The following is a 21,283-nucleotide window of genomic DNA, read 5'->3' as shown; positions in this document are numbered from 1 at the left end:
AAAACCGCCACCTACTTTGCTACATAGCGTGGCGGTATATTGATTTGGTTTTATCTTCATTTTATAGAATATAGAAACGGTTCTTTATATCGATTGGTAAAAAGCATATAGAACCAATCTTTATAAAGTATAAAGCCCCCGACCGTAAAAAAACGAGTGGGGGCTTTAGGCATTGACTTAGTCCTTAGGTTCACGCCAACGTGGGCGCTTTTGAGGACCTAAGAAAAAAAACCTTTCACCTTGTCGGTCCAAGATTCAGTCTTGGGGGAATGCTTTTCCCCACCTGACGACAATGATTCTTCGAACTGACGCAGCAATTGTTTTTGCTCATCAGTCAATCGCACGGGCGTTTCTACCTGAACATGGCAGTACAAGTCGCCTGGATAACTTGAGCGTAAGCCTTTGATCCCTTTCCCACGTAAACGAAATACCTTGCCAGCTTGGGTGCCTTCAGGAATGGTAATTGCGCCACGGCCTGTTAAAGTAGGAACCTCGACCTCACCACCTAGCGCTGCGGTTGTAAAGGGAATAGGCAGACTGCAATGTAGATCATCCCCTTCACGCTCGAAAATACCATGCGCTTTAAGATGAATTTCCACATAGAGGTCTCCGGGAGGGCCACCATTTGCCCCGGGCTCGCCGTTACCAGCGGAGCGAATTCGCATACCATCATCAATACCAGCAGGAATATTAACCTGCAGTGTTTTGGTTTTGCGTACTCGACCTACCCCATCACATGCAGTACAAGGATCGGTAATTTCTTGACCTGTACCGTGACAAGTAGGACATGTTTGCTGCACACTGAAAAAGCCCTGCTGCATACGAACCGCACCTGCCCCATTACATGTAGTACATGTACGAGGCGACGTGCCTGGTTTGGCACCAGAACCATCGCAGACATCACAGTTTTCCCAGCTAGGGACTCGAATTTCCGTATCAAAGCCGGTAGCCGCTTGCTCAAGACTAATCTCTAGTGAGTAGCGTAAATCAGCACCACGTTGTACACGCGGACCGCCGCCACCTCGGCGACCACCGCCAAACAAATCACCGAAAATATCCCCAAAGGCGTCAGCAAAATCAGCACCACCCATGCCGCCCATTCCACCCATGCCACCCATACCATTGGGATCGACTCCGGCATGACCAAAACGGTCATAGGCACTACGTTTCTCATCATCGTAGAGAACCTCGTAGGCTTCTTTGACTTCTTTAAATTTATCTTCGGCTTCTTTACTATCCGGATTACGATCCGGATGGTATTTCATCGCTAATTTGCGATAGGCTTTACGAATGTCCTCTTTAGAGGCATTTTTTGCTAAGCCCAAAACTTCATAAAAATCGCGTTTTGCCATAATGACTTCCAGCGTAATTGGCTAGGACAGTAACAAGACAGCCCGATCTCTGATTTTGCTCAGAAACCGGGCCCATCCCACATCGCTACTGCAGAGAATTAGTCACGTTTAACTTCTTTGAAGTCGGCATCAACCACGTTATCGTCTGCAGAAGGCTGAGCCTCAGCTTGGCCGCCTTGTTGTGCTTGCATATCAGCGTAGATTGCTTCACCCAGCTTTTGTGCTGCTGTCGCTAGGGCTTCGGTCTTGGCATCGATCTCAGCTTTGTCGTCACCTTTGCTGGCTGTTTCTAGTTCGGTCACAGCGGTTTCGATATTGGCTTTGGTCTCTGCATCAACTTTATCGCCATGCTCTTCAAGCGATTTACGAGTAGAGTGAACTAAGGCTTCAGCCTGATTACGAGCTGTAGCTAACTCGGCAATGCGACGGTCGTCCTCAGCGTGCGCCTCGGCATCAGCCACCATGCGTTGTACTTCTTCCTCGGACAAACCAGAGCTGGCTTTAATAGTGATTTTGTTTTCTTTACCTGTACCTTTATCTTTAGCCGATACATTCAAGATACCGTTTGCATCAATATCAAAGGTTACTTCAATCTGAGGCTCACCACGACGTGAAGGTGGAATACCCTCTAGGTTGAACTCGCCTAGCGCTTTGTTACCTGCTGCAATTTCACGCTCGCCTTGGAACACTTTAATGGTCACCGCAGGCTGGTTATCGTCTGCAGTAGAGAACACTTGTGAGTGACGAGTAGGAATTGTGGTGTTTTTCTGAATCATTTTAGTCATCACACCACCTAAGGTTTCAATACCTAAGGAAAGGGGTGTTACGTCTAATAGCAATACGTCAGAACGGTCACCAGATAACACAGAACCTTGGATCGCAGCACCTGTAGCAACCGCTTCGTCTGGGTTCACATCACGACGAGGCTCACGCCCAAAGAACTCTTTAACTTTTTCCTGAACCTTTGGCATGCGGGTCATACCACCAACCAAGATCACATCGTGAATATCAGATACTTTCACGCCCGCATCTTTAATGGCTGTGCGGCAAGGCTCGAGAGAGCGCTCGATAAGATCATCCACCAATGCTTCTAGTTTCGCACGTGTGATTTTCAAGTTTAGGTGCTTAGGACCAGAGGCATCTGCCGTGATATAAGGCAAGTTGATCTCTGTCTGCGTAGTAGAAGATAATTCGATTTTTGCTTTTTCAGCGGCTTCTTTTAGGCGCTGTAGAGCTAAAACATCTTTGGATAGGTCTGCACCGCTTTCTTTTTTGAACTCATCAATAATGTAGTCAATGATGCGCTGGTCAAAGTCTTCGCCACCTAAGAAAGTGTCGCCGTTAGTAGAAAGCACTTCAAACTGCTTTTCACCATCGATATCGGCGATTTCAATAATGGAAACGTCAAACGTACCGCCACCCAAGTCATACACAGCAATTTTGCTATCGCCCTTGGCCGCTTTATCTAGACCAAAAGCCAATGCTGCTGCAGTCGGCTCGTTAATAATACGTTTAACATCAAGACCAGCAATACGACCGGCGTCTTTGGTTGCCTGACGCTGACTGTCGTTGAAATAAGCAGGAACGGTAATAACCGCTTCAGTGACTTCTTCACCAAGATAATCTTCTGCTGTTTTCTTCATTTTGCGAAGAATATCGGCAGAAACTTGTTGGGGAGCTAAGGCTTTACCTTGGGCTTCTACCCATGCGTCACCATTGTCAGCCTTGATAATTTTATAAGGCATTTTGCTGATGTCGTCTTGTACTGCTTTCTCGTCAAAACGACGACCGATCAAGCGTTTTACCGCAAAAATAGTATTTGTAGGGTTGGTTACAGCTTGACGTTTAGCAGGCGCACCAGCTAATACTTCGCCATCGTCCATGTATGCCACGATGGAAGGCGTGGTGCGACCACCTTCAGCATTTTCAATAATACGAATTTGGTCACCCTCTTGAACAGACACACAGCTGTTCGTGGTTCCTAAGTCGATACCAATAATTTTGCTCATTTTTTATTCCTAGCCTGAATGCGGTTTAAGGCAAACCGCAGAAATTTAATTAGTTAATACCCATATGGGGTAGAGTTTTATTATTTCAAGTCTTTAAAAAACAAAAATTAACCTGCCGACACCATTACTAAGGCGGGACGCAAAACACGGTCGGATAAGGCATACCCTTTTTGTAAAACTTGCGCTACGGTGTCTTTAGGGTGCTCGGAGGGGATTGCTGAAATGGCTTGATGATTGTGTGGATCGAATTTGTCTCCGACCTCAGGAGCGATCTCTACCAGCTTATGACGCTCAAAAGCACTGTTTAGCTGGCGCAGTGTGGTTTCCACCCCTTCAGATAGCACCTCGATAGTCTGTGTTTCTTGAGCCAATGCGGCCTCTAGACTATCACGTACAGGAATCAAGCTTTCTGCAAAGCTTTCTACCGCAAATTTACGCGCTTTAGCCACATCCTCTGTAGCACGACGACGAATATTTTCCATCTCGGCCTTGGCTCGTAACAGTTGATCGTAATACTCTGCCACTTTGGCCTGAGTCTCTGAAAGCTCGGCCTCTAGATTTGTTTCTTGAGGAAATTGGAGGGTCTCGTCGTTAGCATCTGTCAATAACTCCTCTGTCTGAGACTGAGTTTCGGACTGCTCGGTCTCTGGGGAAGTGTCTTGAGTAGGATCCTGTGGCTGCTTCGGTGCGGACATAACTTTCTCCACGATAAATTAAATGAAATGCAATAAGAAATAAGATGGGGGCCAACGCCCCCACTTCAAGTGTTGATCTACACTTTTTAAATCCGCTTATTAAAACTGATTTTGAATGCGACGATATGCTTGAGCAAATGCGGCATGGGTAGGCATAACCGACTCAGAAAACCCTGTTATAAACGGCGGTACGGTACCCAATGGCGTCAACCTGTTTTGGATTGGGTTAAGCCGTCGCATGCGGGGGTAAATCCCAACCACTTAACTGATGCAGCACAATATCACACAACCCACTAATCCACGCTGCATCATCATTTAAGCAAGGGATATAGGAAAAATGCTTTCCCCCATCCTCAAGAAAGGCATCGTGGCATTCCATTTGAATTTCCTCTAGCGTTTCTAAGCAGTCCGCCAAGAATCCGGGGCAGACTACATGAACCGACTCGACCCCTTCTTTGGCCCACTGGCGTAAGGTAGGCTCGGTGTAGGGTTCTAACCAGCGCTCGGCCCCAAAACGACTTTGGAAGCTAGCATACACGGGTACGTCATGCGCTTTGAGCGCATCTCGCACTGCGGCTGTGGTTAACATACATTCACGGTAGTACGGATCGCCAGCTACTACTGTTCGACGCGGCACCCCATGAAAGCTTAGTAATAGCCGTTGTGGTTTTTGGTTATGGGTCCAGTAACGCTCGATGCTTTGCACCAAAGGCTGAATATATCCAGGGTCTTGGCAGTAACTTTTAATATATCGGGTTTCTGGCTGATTACGGCGCATGGCCACATAACGATTCAGCTCATCCACTGCCGTCGCAGTAGTGCTAGCCGCGTACTGTGGATACAAAGGCACCATTAAGATGCGCTCGCACCCCATAGCACTTAATTCATTTAATACAGAGTGCATTGCCGGATCGCCATAACGCATAGCAAGGCGCACTGGTATGGCTACACCCCGTGTTTGCAGCTGGGTCTCAAGCAAATTAGCTTGAGCCTGACTATAGACTGCTAGCGGCGAGCCCTGTTCGAGCCAAATGGACTCATATTTAGACACCAACTTTTTAGGCCTGAAAGGCAAGACAAAACCCCGTAAGATTATCTGCCAAAAAATAGGCGGCATTTCCACCACACGCTGGTCAGACAAAAACTCTGCCAAATAACGTCGTATGTCTTTAGCGGTTGGAGTGTTGGGTGTTCCCAAGTTAACTAGAAGCACGCCTACTTTAGGGCTATCTTGACTGCGGATTTGAGCGTCTAACAACGTCTCATCGGGCTGTTCCCCGTAATATTTCTTGGGACTCATAGTTCACTATATTTAAGAGTTATGGCTGAGGGCATTGGATAACATGCGAGCGGTAATGTCTACAATCGGTATCACTTTATCGTAAGCCATACGCGAAGGCCCTATTACGCCCAAAGTACCTAAGACCTGCCCATCAGCACCATACGGCGCAGTCACCACAGACACATCTTCAAGAGGCACCATTTGCGAATCGCCACCAATATAAATTTGCACCCCTTGACCTTGACGCGAGCTATCAAGCAAGTGCAGCCAATCGGTTTTCTTTTCAAACAAATCAAACAAATGGCGCAAGCGGTCCATATTAGCCACCATTTCACTGACGTTTAAAAACTTACTTTCACCGGACAAAACCACTGCCTCGGCACTACTTTCCTCGGACTCACCCGCCTCTACGGCTGCTTGCATAAGCCGTGAAATATCATGTCGTAACGAAGACAACTCTAGCGACAAGGCTTCTCGCACTTGAGCAAAAGACAAACCAGAAAAGTGTTGATTAAAAAAATTACTGGCTTCAATCAGTTCGTGCTCTTTGTAGTCGCGTGATACAAACAAGATGCGGTTTTGTACATCACCACTAGGTGTCACAATAATAAGCAAAACACGTTTATTCGATAACCGAATAAAATCAATTTGCTTAAACGTTTGAGCCCGTTTGGGCGCTAACACCACACCCACAAATTGCGATAGATTAGAAAGTAAATCTGCCGCCGAGCTGACCGCTTTAGCAGGCTCGTGCACAGGCAACTGCTGGCTTAATGAGCTAGCTATGCAGAGCTCGTGACGCGGCACGGCTAACAACTGATCAACAAAAATACGATACCCTTGCGGGGTAGGAATACGTCCTGCCGACGTATGGGGACTTTGAATTAAGCCCAAGTCCTCAAGATCAGCCATTACATTGCGAATCGTGGCCGGAGACAAATCCACCACTTGGGATAGAGTCTTAGACCCTACCGGCTGACCGTCCACAATATAACGTTCAATCAGGACATTCAGTAATGCACTCGCTCTATCATCCATAGTATTAAATATATAGGGTTGGCGTTCAGATACGCTTTCTAAGGCAACAAAAAAACCGTTGCGCCTTTATAATTCTAACTAATTATTATCTAACACATCACAAGGTCACACCCCATGCACTTTAAATCGGTAGCTATTATTGGTCGCTATCAAGATAGTGGCTTAGATGCACCTGTGCGTGCCTTAGCCCAAACCTTACAACAGGCTGGCTGTCAGGTCATTATTGAGGCCGATACAGCGCGCTATGCAGGCATTAGCGATATGGCCACCCGCAGTTATGATGAAATCGGTGCCAGTGCAGATTTGGCCGTTATTATGGGCGGTGATGGCACCATGATTGGAGCCGCACGCAAACTGGCTAACTACAGTGTGCCGTTAATCGGTATTAACCATGGCCGTCTGGGTTTTATTACTGATATACCATTAAAAAATGCCCATGAAGCCGTGGCTAGTGTTATTCAAGGACACTATACGCTCGAAGAGCGCAGTTTACTTGAAGGTCGTATTGTACGCGGTGACCAAACCCTTTACTCAGGTATAGCTCTTAATGATATTGTCATTAATCGCGCTGGGCGTGGTGGCTTGATTGAACTAAGTGTAGAGCTAGACGGCAACTTCATGCATCGTCAGCGCGCAGACGGGGTGGTTATCTCAACCCCCACGGGTTCTACCGCCTATGCTCTTGCAGCCAATGGGCCTATATTATACCCAACCTTAGACGCCTTACTCTTAGTACCTGTAGCACCCCAGACTTTATCTAATCGCCCTGTGGTTGTACCTGGCACCAGCACATTAAGTCTTACCATTACCACTCTAGGTCGAGTGCAATCAGGGGCCAGTGTACACTTCGATATGCAAACTTTATCTGACTGCCAACCTGGTGACCGGATCGATATTCGTCGCGCTCAAAACACAGTGCGCTTTATTCACCCCGAGGGCTATAGCTTTTTTTCTACCCTGAGGCAAAAATTAGGCTGGAATCGTTTCCCTGCTGACGAGAACGAGTAACTGACTATGCTATGTTCCCTACACCTCCGTGACTTTGTAATTGTGGACCAAAACCATATTGATTTTGGTGCTGGCTTTACCGTATTTTCTGGTGAAACAGGCGCGGGCAAATCCATTTTAATTGATGCGCTGTCACTGGTTCTAGGGGGTCGAGGTGATAGCACCGTGATCCGTGAAGGCGCAGAGCGCACGGAAATCATTGCCACTTTCACTACCACGCCCACTACCAGAGCTTGGTTAGAATCAAACGACCTCGAGCAAAATGATGAGCTGATTTTACGTCGTCTTATTGATCAACAAGGACGCAGTCGCACCTATATCAATGGCACACCCTGTACGGTGGCTCAGCTACGCGAATTAGGTGCTCAGCTTATTGATATTCATGGTCAGCATGCCCATCAAAGCTTATTAAATGCTCAAAGCCAATACACCATTCTAGATACCCAAGGTCAACACCTTGCTCTTAGTCAACAAGTCGCCAAAGCATGGCAACAATGGCAACAGGCTCTTTCTGCTTATAACAATGCTCTAACCAGCAGCCAACTGCACCAGCAAGAGCTTGAATTACTCGAATGGCAAATCCAACAGCTCAGCGATTTGGGCTTAAATGAGGGCGACTGGGAGCACCTTAGCCAAGAACACCAACGATTAGCGCATGCTCAATCGTTGCTCGATCATGCAGGTCAGGCTTTGCATTTGCTCGAGGCGGACGATGGGGCTTTAGCTCAATTAAACAATTCACTGCATCAGTTACACAGCGTGCTTAGCCACGACCCCAGCTTGCAAAATATTTGCCAAATCCTAGAGTCTGCCCAAATTGCATGCGCTGAAACCATTTCAGATCTTAATAGCTATGTCAGTGATGTAGAACTAGACCCCGAGCGTCTAGAACACATTGATCAGCAAATGTCCGCTGCTTTTTCATTGGCTCGTAAGCATAAATGCGAACCCGATGCTTTACCCCAACTGCTTGAGCAACTCGTAGAGCGGCAGCGCCAGCTACAACTGTCTGTGGATATAGATAGCTTGCAAGACCAAGTCGCCCATGCTCAAAAAAACTATCACACATTAGCCCAGCAACTTAGCGAGGCTCGTGCCACGACTAGCCAAAGTTTAAGTCAGCAGGTTACTGCTGCCATGCAGCAGCTCTCCATGCAAGGGGGCCAGTTTGTGGTACAGCTCACGCCCACAGAGGCTAGCGCCCATGGCAACGAAAAAGTGGAATTCCTAGTAGCAGGCCATACAGGAGCTAAACCAGCCCCTTTAACCAAAGTGGCTTCAGGCGGTGAACTATCGCGCATTTCACTCGCTTTATCTGTAATAGCCAGTCAAGCAGCTCGGGTACCTACCTTAATTTTTGATGAGGTAGATAGCGGTATTGGGGGCGCTGTGGCCGAAGTGGTAGGGCGTCTTTTATACGAACTGGGACAGCGCCATCAAGTGCTTTGTGTGACGCATTTACCTCAGGTCGCTGCGTATGGAGACACGCATTACTTAGTCAGTAAGCAAACCCAAAAGCACGAAACCGTTTCTAAAATACAACAGCTTAATAAAACAGAACGAGTAGAAGAAATTTCTCGGATGCTAGGGGGCATTGAAATTACCTCTACTACCCGCGAACATGCTAAAGAAATGCTTGGGCTAACTGGTTGAAGCCTAAACAAATAAGGGGCATAGCGCCCCTTGGTTTAGCTTAAAGTTTAACGTTTACCACGCCCGCCTTTAGATGCTGTTAGGCAGTCATCACACAAGCCATAAAGCACCAAAGTGTGACTTTCTAATTCAAACCCAAGATTATCAGCAATCACATACTGACGCTTTTCGATTTCAGGATCAGAAAACTCAACCACCTTGGCGCAGTTCGTACAAATAAAATGATCGTGATGATCGCCATCATTAAGCTCGAACACCGCTTTGCCGCCATCAAACTGGCTGCGCATCAAAATACCAGCCTGCTCAAATTGCGTCAGGACGCGGTACACTGTTGCTAAGCCAATATCGACATCTTCGGCAATTAAAATGCGGTAGACATCTTCGGCGCTGAGATGACGCAGCTCTTCGGTGCCGTCATGTCGACGGAATACATCTAGAATCTTTAGGCGCGGAAATGTCGCTTTAAGCCCCATGTTTTTCAGTTCATTTTGGTCTTTCATAAGCGAGATTATATATCTGATTGGGGTAAGGCTCGTTGCCCGCGCTGCGTAGTGCAGCCGGATTTCGAGGTGAAATTTACAATGAGCACGATGCACATTTCAATAAACCCTTATATGATAACGATTTTATCCTAACAGGGGCACGGTAAAGCAATGATTGCAAAAAAATACTCTACTTTTTTGCGCGTAGGCCTAATAGCTGGGCTATCCGCGCTAACCCTTAGTGCATGCAGTGGCACCAAATGGGGGTTTCCTTATAAAGCCCCTGTACAACAAGGAAACTGGCTCACAGAGGCCCAGGTCAACCGACTTTCTGTAGGCATGAGCCGTGAGCAAGTACACTTTTTACTGGGCACCCCTACTTTGCAAGACATTTTCCACAGTAATCGCTGGGACTACCCTTACTATCATAAACCAGGTACAGGCAATCCCGAACTACGCACCTTTACTGTTTGGTTTGAAGGCGATGAGCTTGTACGTTGGGACGGTGATCCTCAGCCTAACCGTCAGCCGTATGAACAAGCTGACTCTGGCGCAAACGCGATTACTCCCTCTGATCTCGCAGACGAGCCTCAAGCTAACCCAATAACCAATCCTGTACTTCCCCCTGCCGACTCAGTCCTTCAAGAAGAGCCTTTACGTTAAACTACCTATCATTTTGTTCCGCTTTTCTTGATTTTTTCTTAAAGGAAACGTTATGCGTATAGCTGTTGCAGGCGCTAACGGTCGTATGGGACGTATGCTGATTGAAGCTGTACTGAACAGTGCAGACTTGCAGCTCACGGTAGCCCTAGACCACGTTGGTGCCGACTCAATTGGCCTTGATGCAGGTGCTTTTTTAGGTCAAAACACAGGGGTTATTATCACCGATGACCTCTCTCAGCTCAGTCAAGCCGATTGTCTAATTGATTTCACGCGTCCTGCTGGAACCTTAAACCATCTTCAGGCTTGTCTGACTCATCATTGCAAACTGGTCATTGGTACTACCGGCTTTAGCGAAACGGAAAAACAGCAAATCGCTGCTGCAGCCGAACACACGGCCATTGTGTTTGCCCCCAATATGAGCGTGGGTGTGAATGTAGCACTGCGTCTAATTGAAATGGCAGCCAAGTTAATGAATCAAGGCTTTGATGCCGAAGTATTCGAAGCCCACCATCGTCATAAAGTGGATGCGCCCTCAGGGACCGCTCTTGCAATGGGCGAAGCAGTAGCCAAAGCGTGGGATGTTGAGCTTGATGATGTTGCTGACTGGGCACGGCACGGGGAAACTGGGGCACGAGAAGACGGCCGTATTGGATTTTCTGTAGTACGTGGCGGCGATATTATTGGTGATCACACTGTCTTTTTCTGCGGCGAAGGCGAGCGCATCGAAATCACTCATCGCTCCAGCAACCGTAGCACCTATGCTCAAGGCAGCCTACGTGCAGTGCGTTTTTTAGCAAACAGAGCAACTGGTCTGTACTCAATGCAAGATGTACTGGATGCCTAATAAAACTAAAAAAGCTTGGTTTATACCAAGCTTTTTTATTACCCCATAAGAATAGGCTCCTGCTCTAGGTGCACCCCAAACATAGCATAGACATCCGATTGAACCTGTTGCACTAGCCTATGCACATCCGTCGCGCTTGCGCCTCCGTAGTTAACCAATACAAGCGCCTGGCGACTATGCATACCTACTGGCCCAAGACGCTTTCCTTTCCAACCCGCCTGCTCAATTAGCCACCCTGCTGCTAACTTCATTTGGTCGGCCTGCTCATAGGCCACTACCGCAGGGTAACGCGCGTAAATTTGCTCATAAAGCGTTTTAGGCACTACGGGGTTTTTAAAAAAGCTGCCGGCATTGGCTAGTTGATTTGGATCTGGCAATTTATGCTGACGCACAGCTATCACTGCATCAAAAATAGCGCTGGCATCCACTTCTTTTTGTAACATAGGATGATTGAGCAAATCGGGATAACGCAGTATCGGTTGCCATGCTTTAGGTGTACACAGTTTAAACTGCACCGCAGCAATTAAATAACGCCCCGTTGGTGCACGTTTAAACAGGCTATCGCGGTATGCAAACTCACACTGCTGCGCTGTAAAGTAACACCAACACGCCTGATGGAAATCCCACACTTGGACCTGATGCACAAACTGCTGTAGCTCTACGCCATAAGCACCTATATTTTGTACCGGAGCCGCGCCCACTGTGCCTGGTATTAATGCTAGATTCTCTAACCCCAACCAGTTATTGCGCACGCAGTGCTGCACAAACTGGTGCCAATTTTCACCGGCTTCGGCCTCTACAATACACTCTGATTCGGTCTGTTTTAACAAGCGTATGCCACGATTCTGCATTTTAATAAGCAAACCCGGCAACACAGGCGCTAACACAACATTACTCCCCCCACCCAAAATCCGATACGACTCATATCTATTAACCAGAGTTTGTAATTCAGGGATTAGATCTAAATGATCTATGCACACCAACGATTGCGCCGTTGATGCTAAAGCAAGAGTATTATTTGAATCCAATCGATAATTAGATTGCACGTGCACAGCGAAGCTCTCTTAACGAGTCAATGAAGTCATCATAATGCAGGATTTTTATTTTTTTTTCAAAAAAAGTTGACAGGGGCCAAATAAACGCGCTATATTTATCTTTTCGCAGCAAAGCACTAAAAACACAGCAGACGCCTAGTTTTTATAGCTAACTCGAAAAGCTTGACAAAAAGACAGCAATCACAGTATAGTTATCTTTTTAGCGAAAACAGTTTGTCTAACACTTAGTTGCAAGAAAGCTTGCAAAAATAAAAAAACTAAGTTATAGTTACAAACACTGGGAAACAAACCCAGCAATAAAAATAACAATGCGGGAATAGCTCAGTTGGTAGAGCGCAACCTTGCCAAGGTTGAAGTCGCGAGTTCGAGTCTCGTTTCCCGCTCCAAATTCTTAAAAAGCCCAAACTTAGGTTTGGGCTTTTTTACGTCTTATGCATTCGTTAGCTATCTGCCCCCCTAATCCGCTACGCTACAGGTACAATGCCTAACCTCTTCCCAGTGACTGATTTCCAGCAAATGGAGCCATTCCTATGGATTTACTCTTTGTACTATTAACGTTATTTATTGTGTGGCGCGTGCTGTGTCTGCGTTATCAAAAAGCTCATATCCGCCTGTTGAGCCATCACCTTGCCTCTTTACAATTAGAAAAACATATTGAGACCTTAACCCAAGGCTATTTACGAGCAATTAATTCAGATACTGAACCTAGACAACATCAAATTTTTGAGGCTCTGGCGCAGTCCGAACTAGCTGTAGCTAGCCAAACTCAAAGCTTAGCTACTAAAATGCAAGCCGAGGACTCTATGCAGACGCGTGTAGGAACTCTGCCCTTTTGCTTGCCATATATAGAGCATGTTATGCCTAGCTTAACAAGAGATTTTCGTGAGCTACTTCGCATTCATGCTGAAGGCATACAGCACGTAGTGAATAATGAAATGAACTGGAGCCCTAAAGAGCGTGCTTTTCATTTATCGGCCGAGCTCTATTTATTCCAAAACAGTTGTCACTGGTTTTGTAAGTCTCGCAATGTAGCAAATGCTCGCTTACAACTACAACATAAAGTCAGTTTCGAAAAAACGCTAGAATCCGTGTCCGACCTCACACGAACTGCCTACCAAAAATGGCTAGAGCGGGCTTAATTGCCTCCTTTTTAACGATCGTTGAGCCTACCCATGACCGCCTGTTTACGCTTTATTAGTCATCACGTCATTTTCTCCTCGTGGCGTAAATTCAGTTTAAGCCTGTTGGTCTTAGCTTTTGTTTCAGGCTGCGCCACAAGCCCACCAACCACCCCTGAAAACCTGTGTGGTATTTTTCAAGAAAAACCTAGTTGGCACCGCGCTGCTCAAAAAACACAAAAAAAGTGGGGTGTGCCACCACAAATCACGATGGCTATGATGTATCAAGAATCCAGTTTCAAACATAATGCCATTCCCCCACGACGTTATTTACTGGGTTTTATCCCCTGGGGCCGGGTCAGTACTGCTTATGGGTACGCCCAAGCCAAGGACGAAACATGGGCCGACTATAAACGCGAGGCCGGTAGCATGCTTGCTAGACGCGACAATTTTGCTGACGCCATCGACTTCATGGGCTGGTATAGCCATAAATCTCAGCAAATCAACGGTACCTCGAAATGGGATGCCTACGGTCTTTATTTAAACTACCACGAAGGTTGGACTGGATACAGAAATCGCAGTTATGACCGTAAAGCTTGGCTTAAACGCACAGCCAGTACGGTTCAAGCACGCGCAGAGCGATTTGGTGCGCAATATCGCAGTTGCTCAAAATGACGTGGTTACTTGTTTTTTTTGAGCCTACGCCCCCATAATCCTTAACTCATCACTGCAGATCAAAAGGACAACACATGCCCGCCCCACAGCGTACAAATCTCTGGCTCATGCTGGGTGCTTCGTTAATTCTTTTCTTATCGCTAGGTATTCGTCACAGCTTTGGCTTATTTCTAAGTCCCATGAGTCTAGATTTTGGCTGGAATCGTGAGGTTTTTGCTTTTGCTATGGCATTACAAAACTTAGCTTGGGGCGTGGCACAACCTTTTGCAGGCGCTTTGGCAGATCGTTATGGCCCACGCCGTACCATTGCTATAGGCGGGCTATTTTATACTACAGGCTTGATTTTGATGGGATACGCGCAAAGCGCTCTATCTTTATCGCTTAGTACAGGGCTGCTCATTGGGATTGGCTTATCCGGTACCTCATTTTCCGTTTTACTTGGTGTAGTGGGACGAGCCGCCCCACCCGAAAAACGTAGCATGGCTATGGGAGTTGCTGCCGCAGCCGGATCATTTGGGCAGTTTATTATGCTGCCTGGTTCTATTCACCTTATAGAATGGCTAGGTTGGTCGGCAGCATTGATTGCGCTGGGCTTACTCTCTGCATTTATTTTGCCCTTAGCCACCATGGTCAAAGACACCCACACAACACCTCAAACTGAAATCAACCAAAGCATATATGCTGCATTACACGAAGCATGGCATCACTCTGGGTTTAGACTACTTGCTTTTGGTTTTTTTGTATGTGGATTCCAAGTGGTTTTTATTGGAGTGCACTTGCCTGCGTATTTAGTGGACCACCAATTACCCGTTATGGCTGGTGCCACCGTATTGGCTCTAGTGGGGTTATTTAACGTGGCAGGCACATACATAGGCGGCTGGTTAGGGGAACGTTACTCTAAGCCTCGGCTGCTAAGTGCCTTATACCTAGCACGTGCCATCGTTATTGTATTGTTTATATCATTCCCTATCAGCATTTGGAGTGCTTACGCTTTTGGTATTGCGATGGGACTGCTTTGGCTATCGACAGTGCCTTTAACAAATGGCACCATTGCCACCATTTTTGGTGTTAGAAACCTGTCCATGTTAGGTGGCATTGTGTTTTTATTTCACCAAATAGGCTCTTTTTTAGGTGGCTGGCTTGGGGGGTATTTATTCGACAAAACCGGTAGTTATGATAGTGTATGGTATCTATCGATAGCGCTTAGTTTTGTTGCTGCTGCACTCAATTGGCCTATTCGTGAACAGGCCATACTTCGCCCCCAAGGAGCCTAGCCATGATAAAAAAAGTCGGACTCAGTTTGGCTGTTATGGGTTTAGCCGCCCTTAGCTTTTATGCATTTTATGGGTGGCGCGTTGCTGCATTTGAGCTATTGCCGATTGGCTTGCCCATGTGCTAGCGGCCTAGATCATAAAACTCAGGATTAGGCTGCATGTGGGCCGCATTAGCTAAACGATTCGACATCCCAAAAAACGCCGCAATCGCCATAATATCCCAGGCGTCCTCTTCATCAAAACCCTGTTCGGTTAATGCGACGTAATCCTGCTCATCGATAGCATATGAGCTTTGAGCCACCTTTACAGCAAAGTTCAGCATGGCCTGCTGGCGCGCTGAGATAGGCGCTTTACGAAAATTAATGGCAACCTGATCCGCGATATGAGTGTCTTTAGCACGAATACGCAATATAGCCCCATGAGCAATAACACAATAATGGCATTGGTTCACGCTACTCGTCGCCACCACAATCATCTCTCGCTCGGCCAGGGTCAAATTACCTTGTTTTTCCATTAAAGCATCGTGATAAGCAAAAAAAGCCCTAAACTCGTCTGGCCGACGCGCCAACACCAAAAACACATTAGGAATAAAGCCGGCTTTGTCATGGACCTGCTGAATACGCTCTGCAATATCGCTGGGTAGCTCGTTTAAATCCGGCAAGCTAAACCGTGTAATTGATTGGGTTTGGGTCATCAATGTCTCCAGTGTTTATCGTTAATTTAATTTGACCACCACACGACCTCGTATCTTGCCATCTAAAAGTTGCTGGGCCGTTTCTATAGTGTGCTCTAGGGGAATTTCTTTGGCTAGCAAAGTGTGTAATAGCGCAGGATCCAAATCGGTGGCTAAGCGTCGCCAAGCACGTAAGCGTAATTCCGTCGCAGCATACACACTTTCAATGCCGATTAATTTAATGCCACGTAAAATAAAAGGTGCTACAGTGCTGGGAAAGTCCATGCTTTCCGCTAAGCCGCAAGCGGCAACCACACCGTTGTATTTCATAGATGCACATACATTAGCCAAGGTATGACCACCCGCCACATCAATGGCAGCGGCCCACTGCTCTTTATTTAAAGGGCGTGCAGGTTTGTTATAGTCACTACGCGACAAAACATGCTTAGCCCCAAGATGGGTTAAATAATCGGCCTCATGTTCACGCCCTGTTAAGGCCGCCACTTCATAACCTAGTTTTGCCAATACCGCTATCGCCACACTGCCTACCCCACCAGCGGCCCCTGTGACCAACACAGGCCCCTTGTCTGGTGTGACCCCTTGCTGCTCCAGAGCAAGCACACACAACATAGCGGTGTAGCCCGCCGTACCTATCAGCATGGTATCTCGCAACGTAAATGTTTCGGGTACTCGAATTAAATACTTTGCTGGCACGGCTGCGTATTCAGCTAAGCCTCCCCAGTGAGTTTCACCCAACCCCCAACCATTGACGAGCACCTGATCCCCTTTTTGGTAATCGGGATGAGAAGAGCGCTCGACCACACCAGAAAAATCAATACCAGGCACCATCGGAAACTGCCGCGCAATAGGCGACGCCCCCGTAATAGCGAGGGCGTCTTTGTAATTAAGAGTGCTGTAAGCCACACGCACCAATACGTCTTCTTGGGGTAACTGATCCAGATCAACTGCCTGTAACTGAGCCTGCTGCACATCATTTTTCTTATCTATGACTAAAGCATTAAACATCTGTTTCTCCGTCGACATAGTAAACCGATATTAACCCTAGGAGGTATCGCACTCTTGAGGGGCTTTGTGTAAAGTTATCACAGTACTAATACAAAAACGAACCCTTTCATGGTTGGAGTAGACAATGCTTGACCAAGAATCGCCCTTAGTTTTATGCACTGAACACGGTGGTGTCGTCACCCTAGAGCTAAATCGTCCCCATCAATTCAACGCGCTCTCTCACGAGTTACTACAAGCGTTACAGCGCCACATCGAAGCCATAGATCAAAATCCCCAGGCCCGTCTGGTCATTCTCCAAGCCAAAGGCAAAGCATTTTGTGCTGGTCATGACTTAAAACAAATGCGCGCCTCGCCTCAACTTACGTATTACCAACAGCTATTTACGCAATGCGCTCATGTTATGCAAGGGCTACAACGATTACGTATACCTGTAATCGCCAAGGTTCATGGGCTAGCAACAGCTGCAGGCTGCCAGCTAGTAGCCAGTTGTGATCTGGTGATTGCTTCCACTCAAGCTCAATTTGCCGTATCAGGTATTAATGTGGGTCTATTTTGCTCTAGCCCTGCCGTTGCGTTATCACGCAATCTTAGCCCTAAGCATGCATTTGATTTACTGGTAACAGGGCGTTTTATTGATGCCCAAACAGCCCTGCAATGGGGTCTTATCAATCAAGTGGTTTCCCCCGAGCAACTCGATCAAACCATTCAAGACAAAGCCAACCAAATTCTCTCCAAAAACGCCACGGCTATACGCTATGGCAAACGTTTATTCTACGAGCAGCTAGAGATGCCTCTTACCCAAGCCTATACGCATGCTGCACAGGTAATGGCTCAAAACATGATGGAAGAAGACGCCCTCGAAGGCCTAAGCGCCTTTATTGAAAAACGTCCGGCCCATTGGCACCCCCCTGCACACTTAGAGGAGTCGTAAATGCTTAGCCCCAACCCGTATAACGATGGCTTAGAAAAAAACACGGCAAATTACACCCCTCTGTCCCCCCTCAGTTTTCTGGAGCGTGCCGCCCACACCTTTCCTACTATCACCTCCGTGGTATATAACAAAAAACGCTATACCTGGTCCCAAACCTATACACGTAGCAAACAACTTGCTAGCGCTCTTGCTTCATTAGGCATCAAAGCGGGTGATACGGTAAGCGCCATGCTTCCCAATATTCCAGCCATGTATGAGCTGCATTTTGGTGTCCCCATGAGCGGCGCTGTTCTCAATACGCTTAATATTCGTCTCAATGCTGCAGCTCTAGCCTTTATGCTCGACCACTGCCAATGCAAGGTACTTTTTGTAGACCCTGAGTTCATCTCTGTTATTGACCAAGCCCTCAAACTCATGACAGAGCCAAAACCTATTGTTATTGATGTAGATGACCCGTATTTTGGCTCTGCACGCCGTATTGGAAAATACGAGTACGAAGCGTTTATTTCAAAAGGCGACCCAAATTTTAATTGGCAACTCCCTCAAGACGAATGGGATGCCATCGCTCTAAGCTATACCTCTGGTACCACAGGCAACCCTAAAGGGGTGGTCACGCACCACCGTGGCGCGTATTTAGCGGCTATCAGCAATGTCTTTGCAGCACAAATGCCGCAAAACGCCGTATATCTATGGACTCTCCCTTTATTTCACTGCAATGGCTGGTGTTTTCCTTGGGTATTAGCCTTGGTGGGCGGCACCAATGTGTGTTTACGACGCGTCGATATCACCGTAATACTAGAGCAAATTCGTACCCATCAGGTCGGTTATTTTTGCGGTGCTCCCATTGTGCACTCCATGATTGCCGATGCTCCAGCCGAGCTACGCGTAGGCATTGATCACACCGTTCACGGCTTGGTTGCTGGGGCCCCACCGCCGGCTTCTGTTTTTAAACGTATGGAGGAAATTGGTTTTAATGTTATTCATGTCTACGGCTTAACAGAAACCTATGGCCCGTCGTTAGGCTGTGTTAACCAACCCGATTGGGCCCGGCTCTCTGTGGATGAGCGCGTTGCGAAAAAAAGTCGCCAAGGGGTGCCGTATACGCTGCTAGAAGACGCCCAAGTGCTTGACCCTACTACTTTGCTTGCGGTGCCTCACGACGGCAAAACATTGGGTGAAATCATGGTACGAGGCAATTTAGTCATGAAAGGCTATTTAAAAAACCCCCAAGCCACCGCAGAAGCCTTTGCTGGTGGTTGGTTCCACACGGGCGACTTAGCGGTGGTCGAGTCGGATGGCTACATTCGAATACGGGACCGCGCTAAAGACGTCATTATTTCAGGAGGAGAAAACATAGCATCTCTAGAAATTGAAGAGGTTTTGCTGTTACACCCTGCCGTAGCAGCGGTGGCGGTGGTCGCAATGCAAGATGAAAAATGGGGGGAAGTGCCTGCTGCTTTTGTGGAATTCAGACCGGATATCACCCCTCCTACTGAAGCCCAGCTCCATCACCATTGTGAACTCCATCTAGCACGCTATAAATTGCCTAAAAAATATGTTTTTGGCGAATTGACCCGTACCTCTACCGGTAAAGTACAAAAATTCCTTTTGCGAGAACAAGTTAATGTCCAATAAAAACACCTCTCTACATATGCGCCTAACAGTAGGTGCCGCGCTTATTGCTCTACTTGGTGCCTGCGCTCACCAGCCAACTAGCCAACTCCCCACTCAAACGGCAGCGACTCAAGCCGTAGCAGCTGCCTACGATCACACCCTTTCTGTGTTTCACCCCGTGGTGGCTAAAAATGGCATGGTCTCATCCGAGCACCATCTCGCCTCTGAAATTGGCCTTAGTATTTTGCAACAAGGAGGCAATGCCGTTGATGCTGCAGTAGCGGTTGGTTTTGCTTTGGCTGTGGTGCTGCCCAACGCCGGCAACATCGGGGGCGGTGGTTTTATGATGTATCATGACGCGGCCAGCGGCCAAGATATAGCGCTGGACTTCAGGGAAAGCGCCCCAGCTGGCGCACACCGCGACTTATACCTAGACCCTGAGGGCAATGTCATCGATGGCAAATCGTTATTTACCCATTATGCCGTAGGGGTTCCTGGTACAGTTTCTGGCCTAGAGCATGCCTTAAAAAAATGGGGCTCTATGCCATTACATCGTGTCATGCAACCTGCTATCGACTTAGCCGAACAAGGCTTTACCGTTAGCGAAACCTTGGCCAAAGTACTCGCCGCCTCTGCAGACAATATGGGGCAGTGGCCTACTACAACGGCTATTTTTTGGCGCAACGGTGCCCCACTTAACGCCGGCGACAAGCTAGTCCAAAAAGACCTGGCTAAATCCCTGCGTCAAATTGCTCAGCAAGGCAGCTACGCTTTCTATAAAGGGGATATCGCACGGCGCATAGCCCAAGAAATGCAGCCCTATCCCGGTGCGATCACTCTTAATGATCTCGCCAGCTACCAATCCATTGAGCGTCAACCTGTGCGTGGCAACTACCGAGGTTATGAGATTGTGACTATGCCTCCGCCCTCTTCGGGTGGTGCTCACCTTATTCAAATCCTAAATATGCTTGAACGTTGGCCCTTAAAAGAATGGGGGCATAATAGCGCTCAATCCATTCACCACATGGCAGAAAGCATGAAACTAGCCTATGCCGATCGCGCAGAATACCTCGGTGACCCTGATTTTGTTGAAGTTCCTTTGAATGGATTGATATCTAAGCGCTACGCCGATGAGTTAGCGCAGCGCATTAGCAACACCGCCACCCCCGCCCAAGCAATTAAACCAGGCAAACCGCACCCCTATGAAAGTGATCAAACCACTCATTACTCCATTATGGATAAGCAAGGCAATGCGGTCGCTGTCACCTACACCCTAAATACCAACTTTGGCACAGGCATCGTAGCAGCCGGTACAGGCATTTTGCTTAACAACGAAATGGATGACTTTTCAGCTAAACCTGGCGTGGCAAATGCTTATGGTTTAGTAGGTGGTGAAGCCAATGCTGTAGCCGCTGGCAAGCGTCCTCTTTCCTCAATGACGCCCACCTTACTTCTTAAAGATGGACAACCTGTGCTTGTTACAGGCAGCCCAGGCGGTGCTCGCATTATCACGACCGTTTTACAAACCGTCACGAACCTAGTGGATTACGATATGAATCCCGCTGAGTCTGCCTCGGCATTACGTGTTCATCACCAATGGACCCCCGACGAGCTACGCGTTGAGCAAGGTTTAAATCTAGACACCACACGCTTACTTGAAGAGCGTGGTCACAAAGTTAGTGTTAAAGCATCAATGGGGCGCACCCAAACCGTACAGCGCGAAGGCGATATGTTGTGGGGCTATTCTGATCCACGCAATCCTGATGGCTCCACATTAGGGTATTAAACTGTAAGCAAGCCGCTGTTAAAGCGGCTTGCTCTACACATTCTTTTACATTCGATGTCATGAATCATTCTTATAATGCACACTATTATTTAGCTTGACCCAAAG

Annotated in this window: 20 protein-coding genes and 1 tRNA gene; 12 read left to right on the top strand and 9 right to left on the bottom strand. The window is 47.4% G+C overall.

All coding sequences use genetic code 11. The features are described 5' to 3' along the window. Window positions 1-218 precede the first annotated feature (218 nt). The 5 genes from dnaJ to hrcA all read right to left on the bottom strand — a co-directional run bounded on the left by dnaJ (window position 219) and on the right by hrcA (window position 6,376). A complete protein-coding gene (gene dnaJ, locus ACBP46_RS07570) occupies window positions 219-1,352 on the bottom strand; it encodes a molecular chaperone DnaJ (protein WP_371016136.1) in 1,134 nt (377 codons plus the stop codon). Between the two features lie 98 nt (window positions 1,353-1,450). Further along, window positions 1,451-3,361, bottom strand: coding sequence for a molecular chaperone DnaK (dnaK, locus tag ACBP46_RS07565; RefSeq protein ID WP_371016135.1), 1,911 nt, complete (start codon window positions 3,359-3,361; stop codon window positions 1,451-1,453). Between the two features lie 107 nt (window positions 3,362-3,468). After that, complete coding sequence (gene grpE / locus ACBP46_RS07560) at window positions 3,469-4,056, bottom strand: nucleotide exchange factor GrpE (RefSeq protein ID WP_371016134.1); 588 nt, start codon at window positions 4,054-4,056, stop codon at window positions 3,469-3,471. Window positions 4,057-4,282: 226 nt separating this feature from the next. Further along, window positions 4,283-5,356: a ferrochelatase gene (gene hemH, locus ACBP46_RS07555; protein WP_371016133.1), complete on the bottom strand. Its 1,074-nt coding sequence runs from the start codon at window positions 5,354-5,356 to the stop codon at window positions 4,283-4,285. Between the two features lie 12 nt (window positions 5,357-5,368). Beyond that, the gene (gene hrcA / locus ACBP46_RS07550; RefSeq protein ID WP_371016132.1) at window positions 5,369-6,376 is read right to left on the bottom strand and encodes a heat-inducible transcriptional repressor HrcA; all 1,008 of its coding nucleotides are present in this window, start codon (window positions 6,374-6,376) and stop codon (window positions 5,369-5,371) included. 114 nt (window positions 6,377-6,490) lie between these two features. On the opposite strand from hrcA, the gene ACBP46_RS07545 reads away from it, so the two are divergent. Both ACBP46_RS07545 and recN read left to right on the top strand, forming a co-directional pair. Next, the gene (locus ACBP46_RS07545) at window positions 6,491-7,384 is read left to right on the top strand and encodes an NAD kinase (protein WP_371016131.1); all 894 of its coding nucleotides are present in this window, start codon (window positions 6,491-6,493) and stop codon (window positions 7,382-7,384) included. Between the two features lie 6 nt (window positions 7,385-7,390). Beyond that, complete coding sequence (gene recN, locus ACBP46_RS07540; protein ID WP_371016130.1) at window positions 7,391-9,037, top strand: DNA repair protein RecN; 1,647 nt, start codon at window positions 7,391-7,393, stop codon at window positions 9,035-9,037. A gap of 47 nt (window positions 9,038-9,084) precedes the next feature. On the opposite strand, the gene fur is transcribed toward recN, so the two are convergent. Continuing rightward, window positions 9,085-9,537 carry a ferric iron uptake transcriptional regulator gene (fur, locus tag ACBP46_RS07535; RefSeq protein ID WP_371016129.1) on the bottom strand — a complete coding sequence of 151 codons (453 nt, stop codon included), beginning with the start codon at window positions 9,535-9,537 and terminating at the stop codon, window positions 9,085-9,087. A gap of 153 nt (window positions 9,538-9,690) precedes the next feature. Between fur and ACBP46_RS07530 the strand changes: the two genes are divergently transcribed. Beyond that, window positions 9,691-10,182 (top strand): outer membrane protein assembly factor BamE, encoded by a 492-nt coding sequence (locus ACBP46_RS07530; protein WP_371016128.1) that lies wholly within the window; start codon window positions 9,691-9,693, stop codon window positions 10,180-10,182. 52 nt (window positions 10,183-10,234) lie between these two features. Beyond that, window positions 10,235-11,026, top strand: coding sequence for a 4-hydroxy-tetrahydrodipicolinate reductase (gene dapB / locus ACBP46_RS07525; RefSeq protein WP_371016127.1), 792 nt, complete (start codon window positions 10,235-10,237; stop codon window positions 11,024-11,026). A 38-nt stretch (window positions 11,027-11,064) separates the two neighbouring features. Here dapB and murB read toward each other — a convergent pair whose 3' ends face one another. Then, the gene (murB, locus tag ACBP46_RS07520) at window positions 11,065-12,078 is read right to left on the bottom strand and encodes a UDP-N-acetylmuramate dehydrogenase (protein WP_371016126.1); all 1,014 of its coding nucleotides are present in this window, start codon (window positions 12,076-12,078) and stop codon (window positions 11,065-11,067) included. 313 nt (window positions 12,079-12,391) lie between these two features. On the opposite strand from murB, the gene ACBP46_RS07515 reads away from it, so the two are divergent. The 5 genes from ACBP46_RS07515 to ACBP46_RS07495 all read left to right on the top strand — a co-directional run bounded on the left by ACBP46_RS07515 (window position 12,392) and on the right by ACBP46_RS07495 (window position 15,273). Beyond that, window positions 12,392-12,467: transfer RNA gene (locus ACBP46_RS07515), tRNA-Gly, on the top strand. A 144-nt stretch (window positions 12,468-12,611) separates the two neighbouring features. Then, the gene (locus tag ACBP46_RS07510; protein WP_371016125.1) at window positions 12,612-13,220 is read left to right on the top strand and encodes a hypothetical protein; all 609 of its coding nucleotides are present in this window, start codon (window positions 12,612-12,614) and stop codon (window positions 13,218-13,220) included. A 33-nt stretch (window positions 13,221-13,253) separates the two neighbouring features. Continuing rightward, window positions 13,254-13,874 (top strand): transglycosylase SLT domain-containing protein, encoded by a 621-nt coding sequence (locus tag ACBP46_RS07505; RefSeq protein WP_371016124.1) that lies wholly within the window; start codon window positions 13,254-13,256, stop codon window positions 13,872-13,874. Window positions 13,875-13,948: 74 nt separating this feature from the next. Further along, on the top strand, window positions 13,949-15,148 hold the full coding sequence (locus ACBP46_RS07500; protein WP_371016123.1) for an MFS transporter: 1,200 nt from the start codon (window positions 13,949-13,951) through the stop codon (window positions 15,146-15,148). A 2-nt stretch (window positions 15,149-15,150) separates the two neighbouring features. Next, window positions 15,151-15,273 (top strand): hypothetical protein, encoded by a 123-nt coding sequence (locus ACBP46_RS07495; RefSeq protein ID WP_371016122.1) that lies wholly within the window; start codon window positions 15,151-15,153, stop codon window positions 15,271-15,273. Here the strand turns inward: ACBP46_RS07495 and ACBP46_RS07490 are convergent. Beyond that, the gene (locus ACBP46_RS07490; RefSeq protein ID WP_371016121.1) at window positions 15,270-15,842 is read right to left on the bottom strand and encodes a peroxidase-related enzyme; all 573 of its coding nucleotides are present in this window, start codon (window positions 15,840-15,842) and stop codon (window positions 15,270-15,272) included. The genes ACBP46_RS07495 and ACBP46_RS07490 overlap by 4 nt on opposite strands. A gap of 21 nt (window positions 15,843-15,863) precedes the next feature. Then, a complete protein-coding gene (gene acuI, locus ACBP46_RS07485) occupies window positions 15,864-16,847 on the bottom strand; it encodes an acrylyl-CoA reductase (NADPH) (RefSeq protein WP_371016120.1) in 984 nt (327 codons plus the stop codon). A 124-nt stretch (window positions 16,848-16,971) separates the two neighbouring features. On the opposite strand from acuI, the gene ACBP46_RS07480 reads away from it, so the two are divergent. From ACBP46_RS07480 to ggt, 3 genes are read left to right on the top strand one after another with little or no spacing between them, the layout of a single operon-like run. After that, entirely contained in the window at window positions 16,972-17,778 is an 807-nt protein-coding gene (locus ACBP46_RS07480; protein WP_371016119.1) for an enoyl-CoA hydratase, read from the top strand. Then, window positions 17,779-19,413 (top strand): acyl-CoA synthetase, encoded by a 1,635-nt coding sequence (locus ACBP46_RS07475; RefSeq protein ID WP_371016118.1) that lies wholly within the window; start codon window positions 17,779-17,781, stop codon window positions 19,411-19,413. Further along, entirely contained in the window at window positions 19,403-21,178 is a 1,776-nt protein-coding gene (ggt, locus tag ACBP46_RS07470; RefSeq protein WP_371016117.1) for a gamma-glutamyltransferase, read from the top strand. The genes ACBP46_RS07475 and ggt overlap by 11 nt, the downstream gene beginning before the upstream one ends. The last annotated feature ends 105 nt before the right edge of the window (window positions 21,179-21,283 follow it).

This window comes from Paenalcaligenes hominis, assembly GCF_041359055.1.
Lineage (GTDB): Bacteria > Pseudomonadota > Gammaproteobacteria > Burkholderiales > Burkholderiaceae_B > Paenalcaligenes > Paenalcaligenes hominis_A.
Note: the sequence above shows the minus strand (reverse complement) of the source record. Positions and strands in the feature narration are given on the sequence as shown.

What these genes read in the sequence shown, in the direction of transcription:
- ACBP46_RS07545 (WP_371016131.1), top strand. Translation starts at nt 6,491, where the DNA reads ATGCACTTTAAATCGGTAGCTATTATTGGTCGCTATCAAGATAGTGGC.
- ggt (WP_371016117.1), top strand. Translation starts at nt 19,403, where the DNA reads ATGTCCAATAAAAACACCTCTCTACATATGCGCCTAACAGTAGGTGCC.
- fur (WP_371016129.1), bottom strand. Translation starts at nt 9,537, where the DNA reads ATGAAAGACCAAAATGAACTGAAAAACATGGGGCTTAAAGCGACATTT.
- hrcA (WP_371016132.1), bottom strand. Translation starts at nt 6,376, where the DNA reads ATGGATGATAGAGCGAGTGCATTACTGAATGTCCTGATTGAACGTTAT.
- ACBP46_RS07510 (WP_371016125.1), top strand. Translation starts at nt 12,612, where the DNA reads ATGGATTTACTCTTTGTACTATTAACGTTATTTATTGTGTGGCGCGTG.
- recN (WP_371016130.1), top strand. Translation starts at nt 7,391, where the DNA reads ATGCTATGTTCCCTACACCTCCGTGACTTTGTAATTGTGGACCAAAAC.
- ACBP46_RS07480 (WP_371016119.1), top strand. Translation starts at nt 16,972, where the DNA reads ATGCTTGACCAAGAATCGCCCTTAGTTTTATGCACTGAACACGGTGGT.
- acuI (WP_371016120.1), bottom strand. Translation starts at nt 16,847, where the DNA reads ATGTTTAATGCTTTAGTCATAGATAAGAAAAATGATGTGCAGCAGGCT.
- dnaK (WP_371016135.1), bottom strand. Translation starts at nt 3,361, where the DNA reads ATGAGCAAAATTATTGGTATCGACTTAGGAACCACGAACAGCTGTGTG.
- dapB (WP_371016127.1), top strand. Translation starts at nt 10,235, where the DNA reads ATGCGTATAGCTGTTGCAGGCGCTAACGGTCGTATGGGACGTATGCTG.
- grpE (WP_371016134.1), bottom strand. Translation starts at nt 4,056, where the DNA reads ATGTCCGCACCGAAGCAGCCACAGGATCCTACTCAAGACACTTCCCCA.
- hemH (WP_371016133.1), bottom strand. Translation starts at nt 5,356, where the DNA reads ATGAGTCCCAAGAAATATTACGGGGAACAGCCCGATGAGACGTTGTTA.
- ACBP46_RS07490 (WP_371016121.1), bottom strand. Translation starts at nt 15,842, where the DNA reads ATGACCCAAACCCAATCAATTACACGGTTTAGCTTGCCGGATTTAAAC.
- ACBP46_RS07500 (WP_371016123.1), top strand. Translation starts at nt 13,949, where the DNA reads ATGCCCGCCCCACAGCGTACAAATCTCTGGCTCATGCTGGGTGCTTCG.
- ACBP46_RS07530 (WP_371016128.1), top strand. Translation starts at nt 9,691, where the DNA reads ATGATTGCAAAAAAATACTCTACTTTTTTGCGCGTAGGCCTAATAGCT.
- dnaJ (WP_371016136.1), bottom strand. Translation starts at nt 1,352, where the DNA reads ATGGCAAAACGCGATTTTTATGAAGTTTTGGGCTTAGCAAAAAATGCC.
- ACBP46_RS07495 (WP_371016122.1), top strand. Translation starts at nt 15,151, where the DNA reads ATGATAAAAAAAGTCGGACTCAGTTTGGCTGTTATGGGTTTAGCCGCC.
- ACBP46_RS07475 (WP_371016118.1), top strand. Translation starts at nt 17,779, where the DNA reads ATGCTTAGCCCCAACCCGTATAACGATGGCTTAGAAAAAAACACGGCA.
- ACBP46_RS07505 (WP_371016124.1), top strand. Translation starts at nt 13,254, where the DNA reads ATGACCGCCTGTTTACGCTTTATTAGTCATCACGTCATTTTCTCCTCG.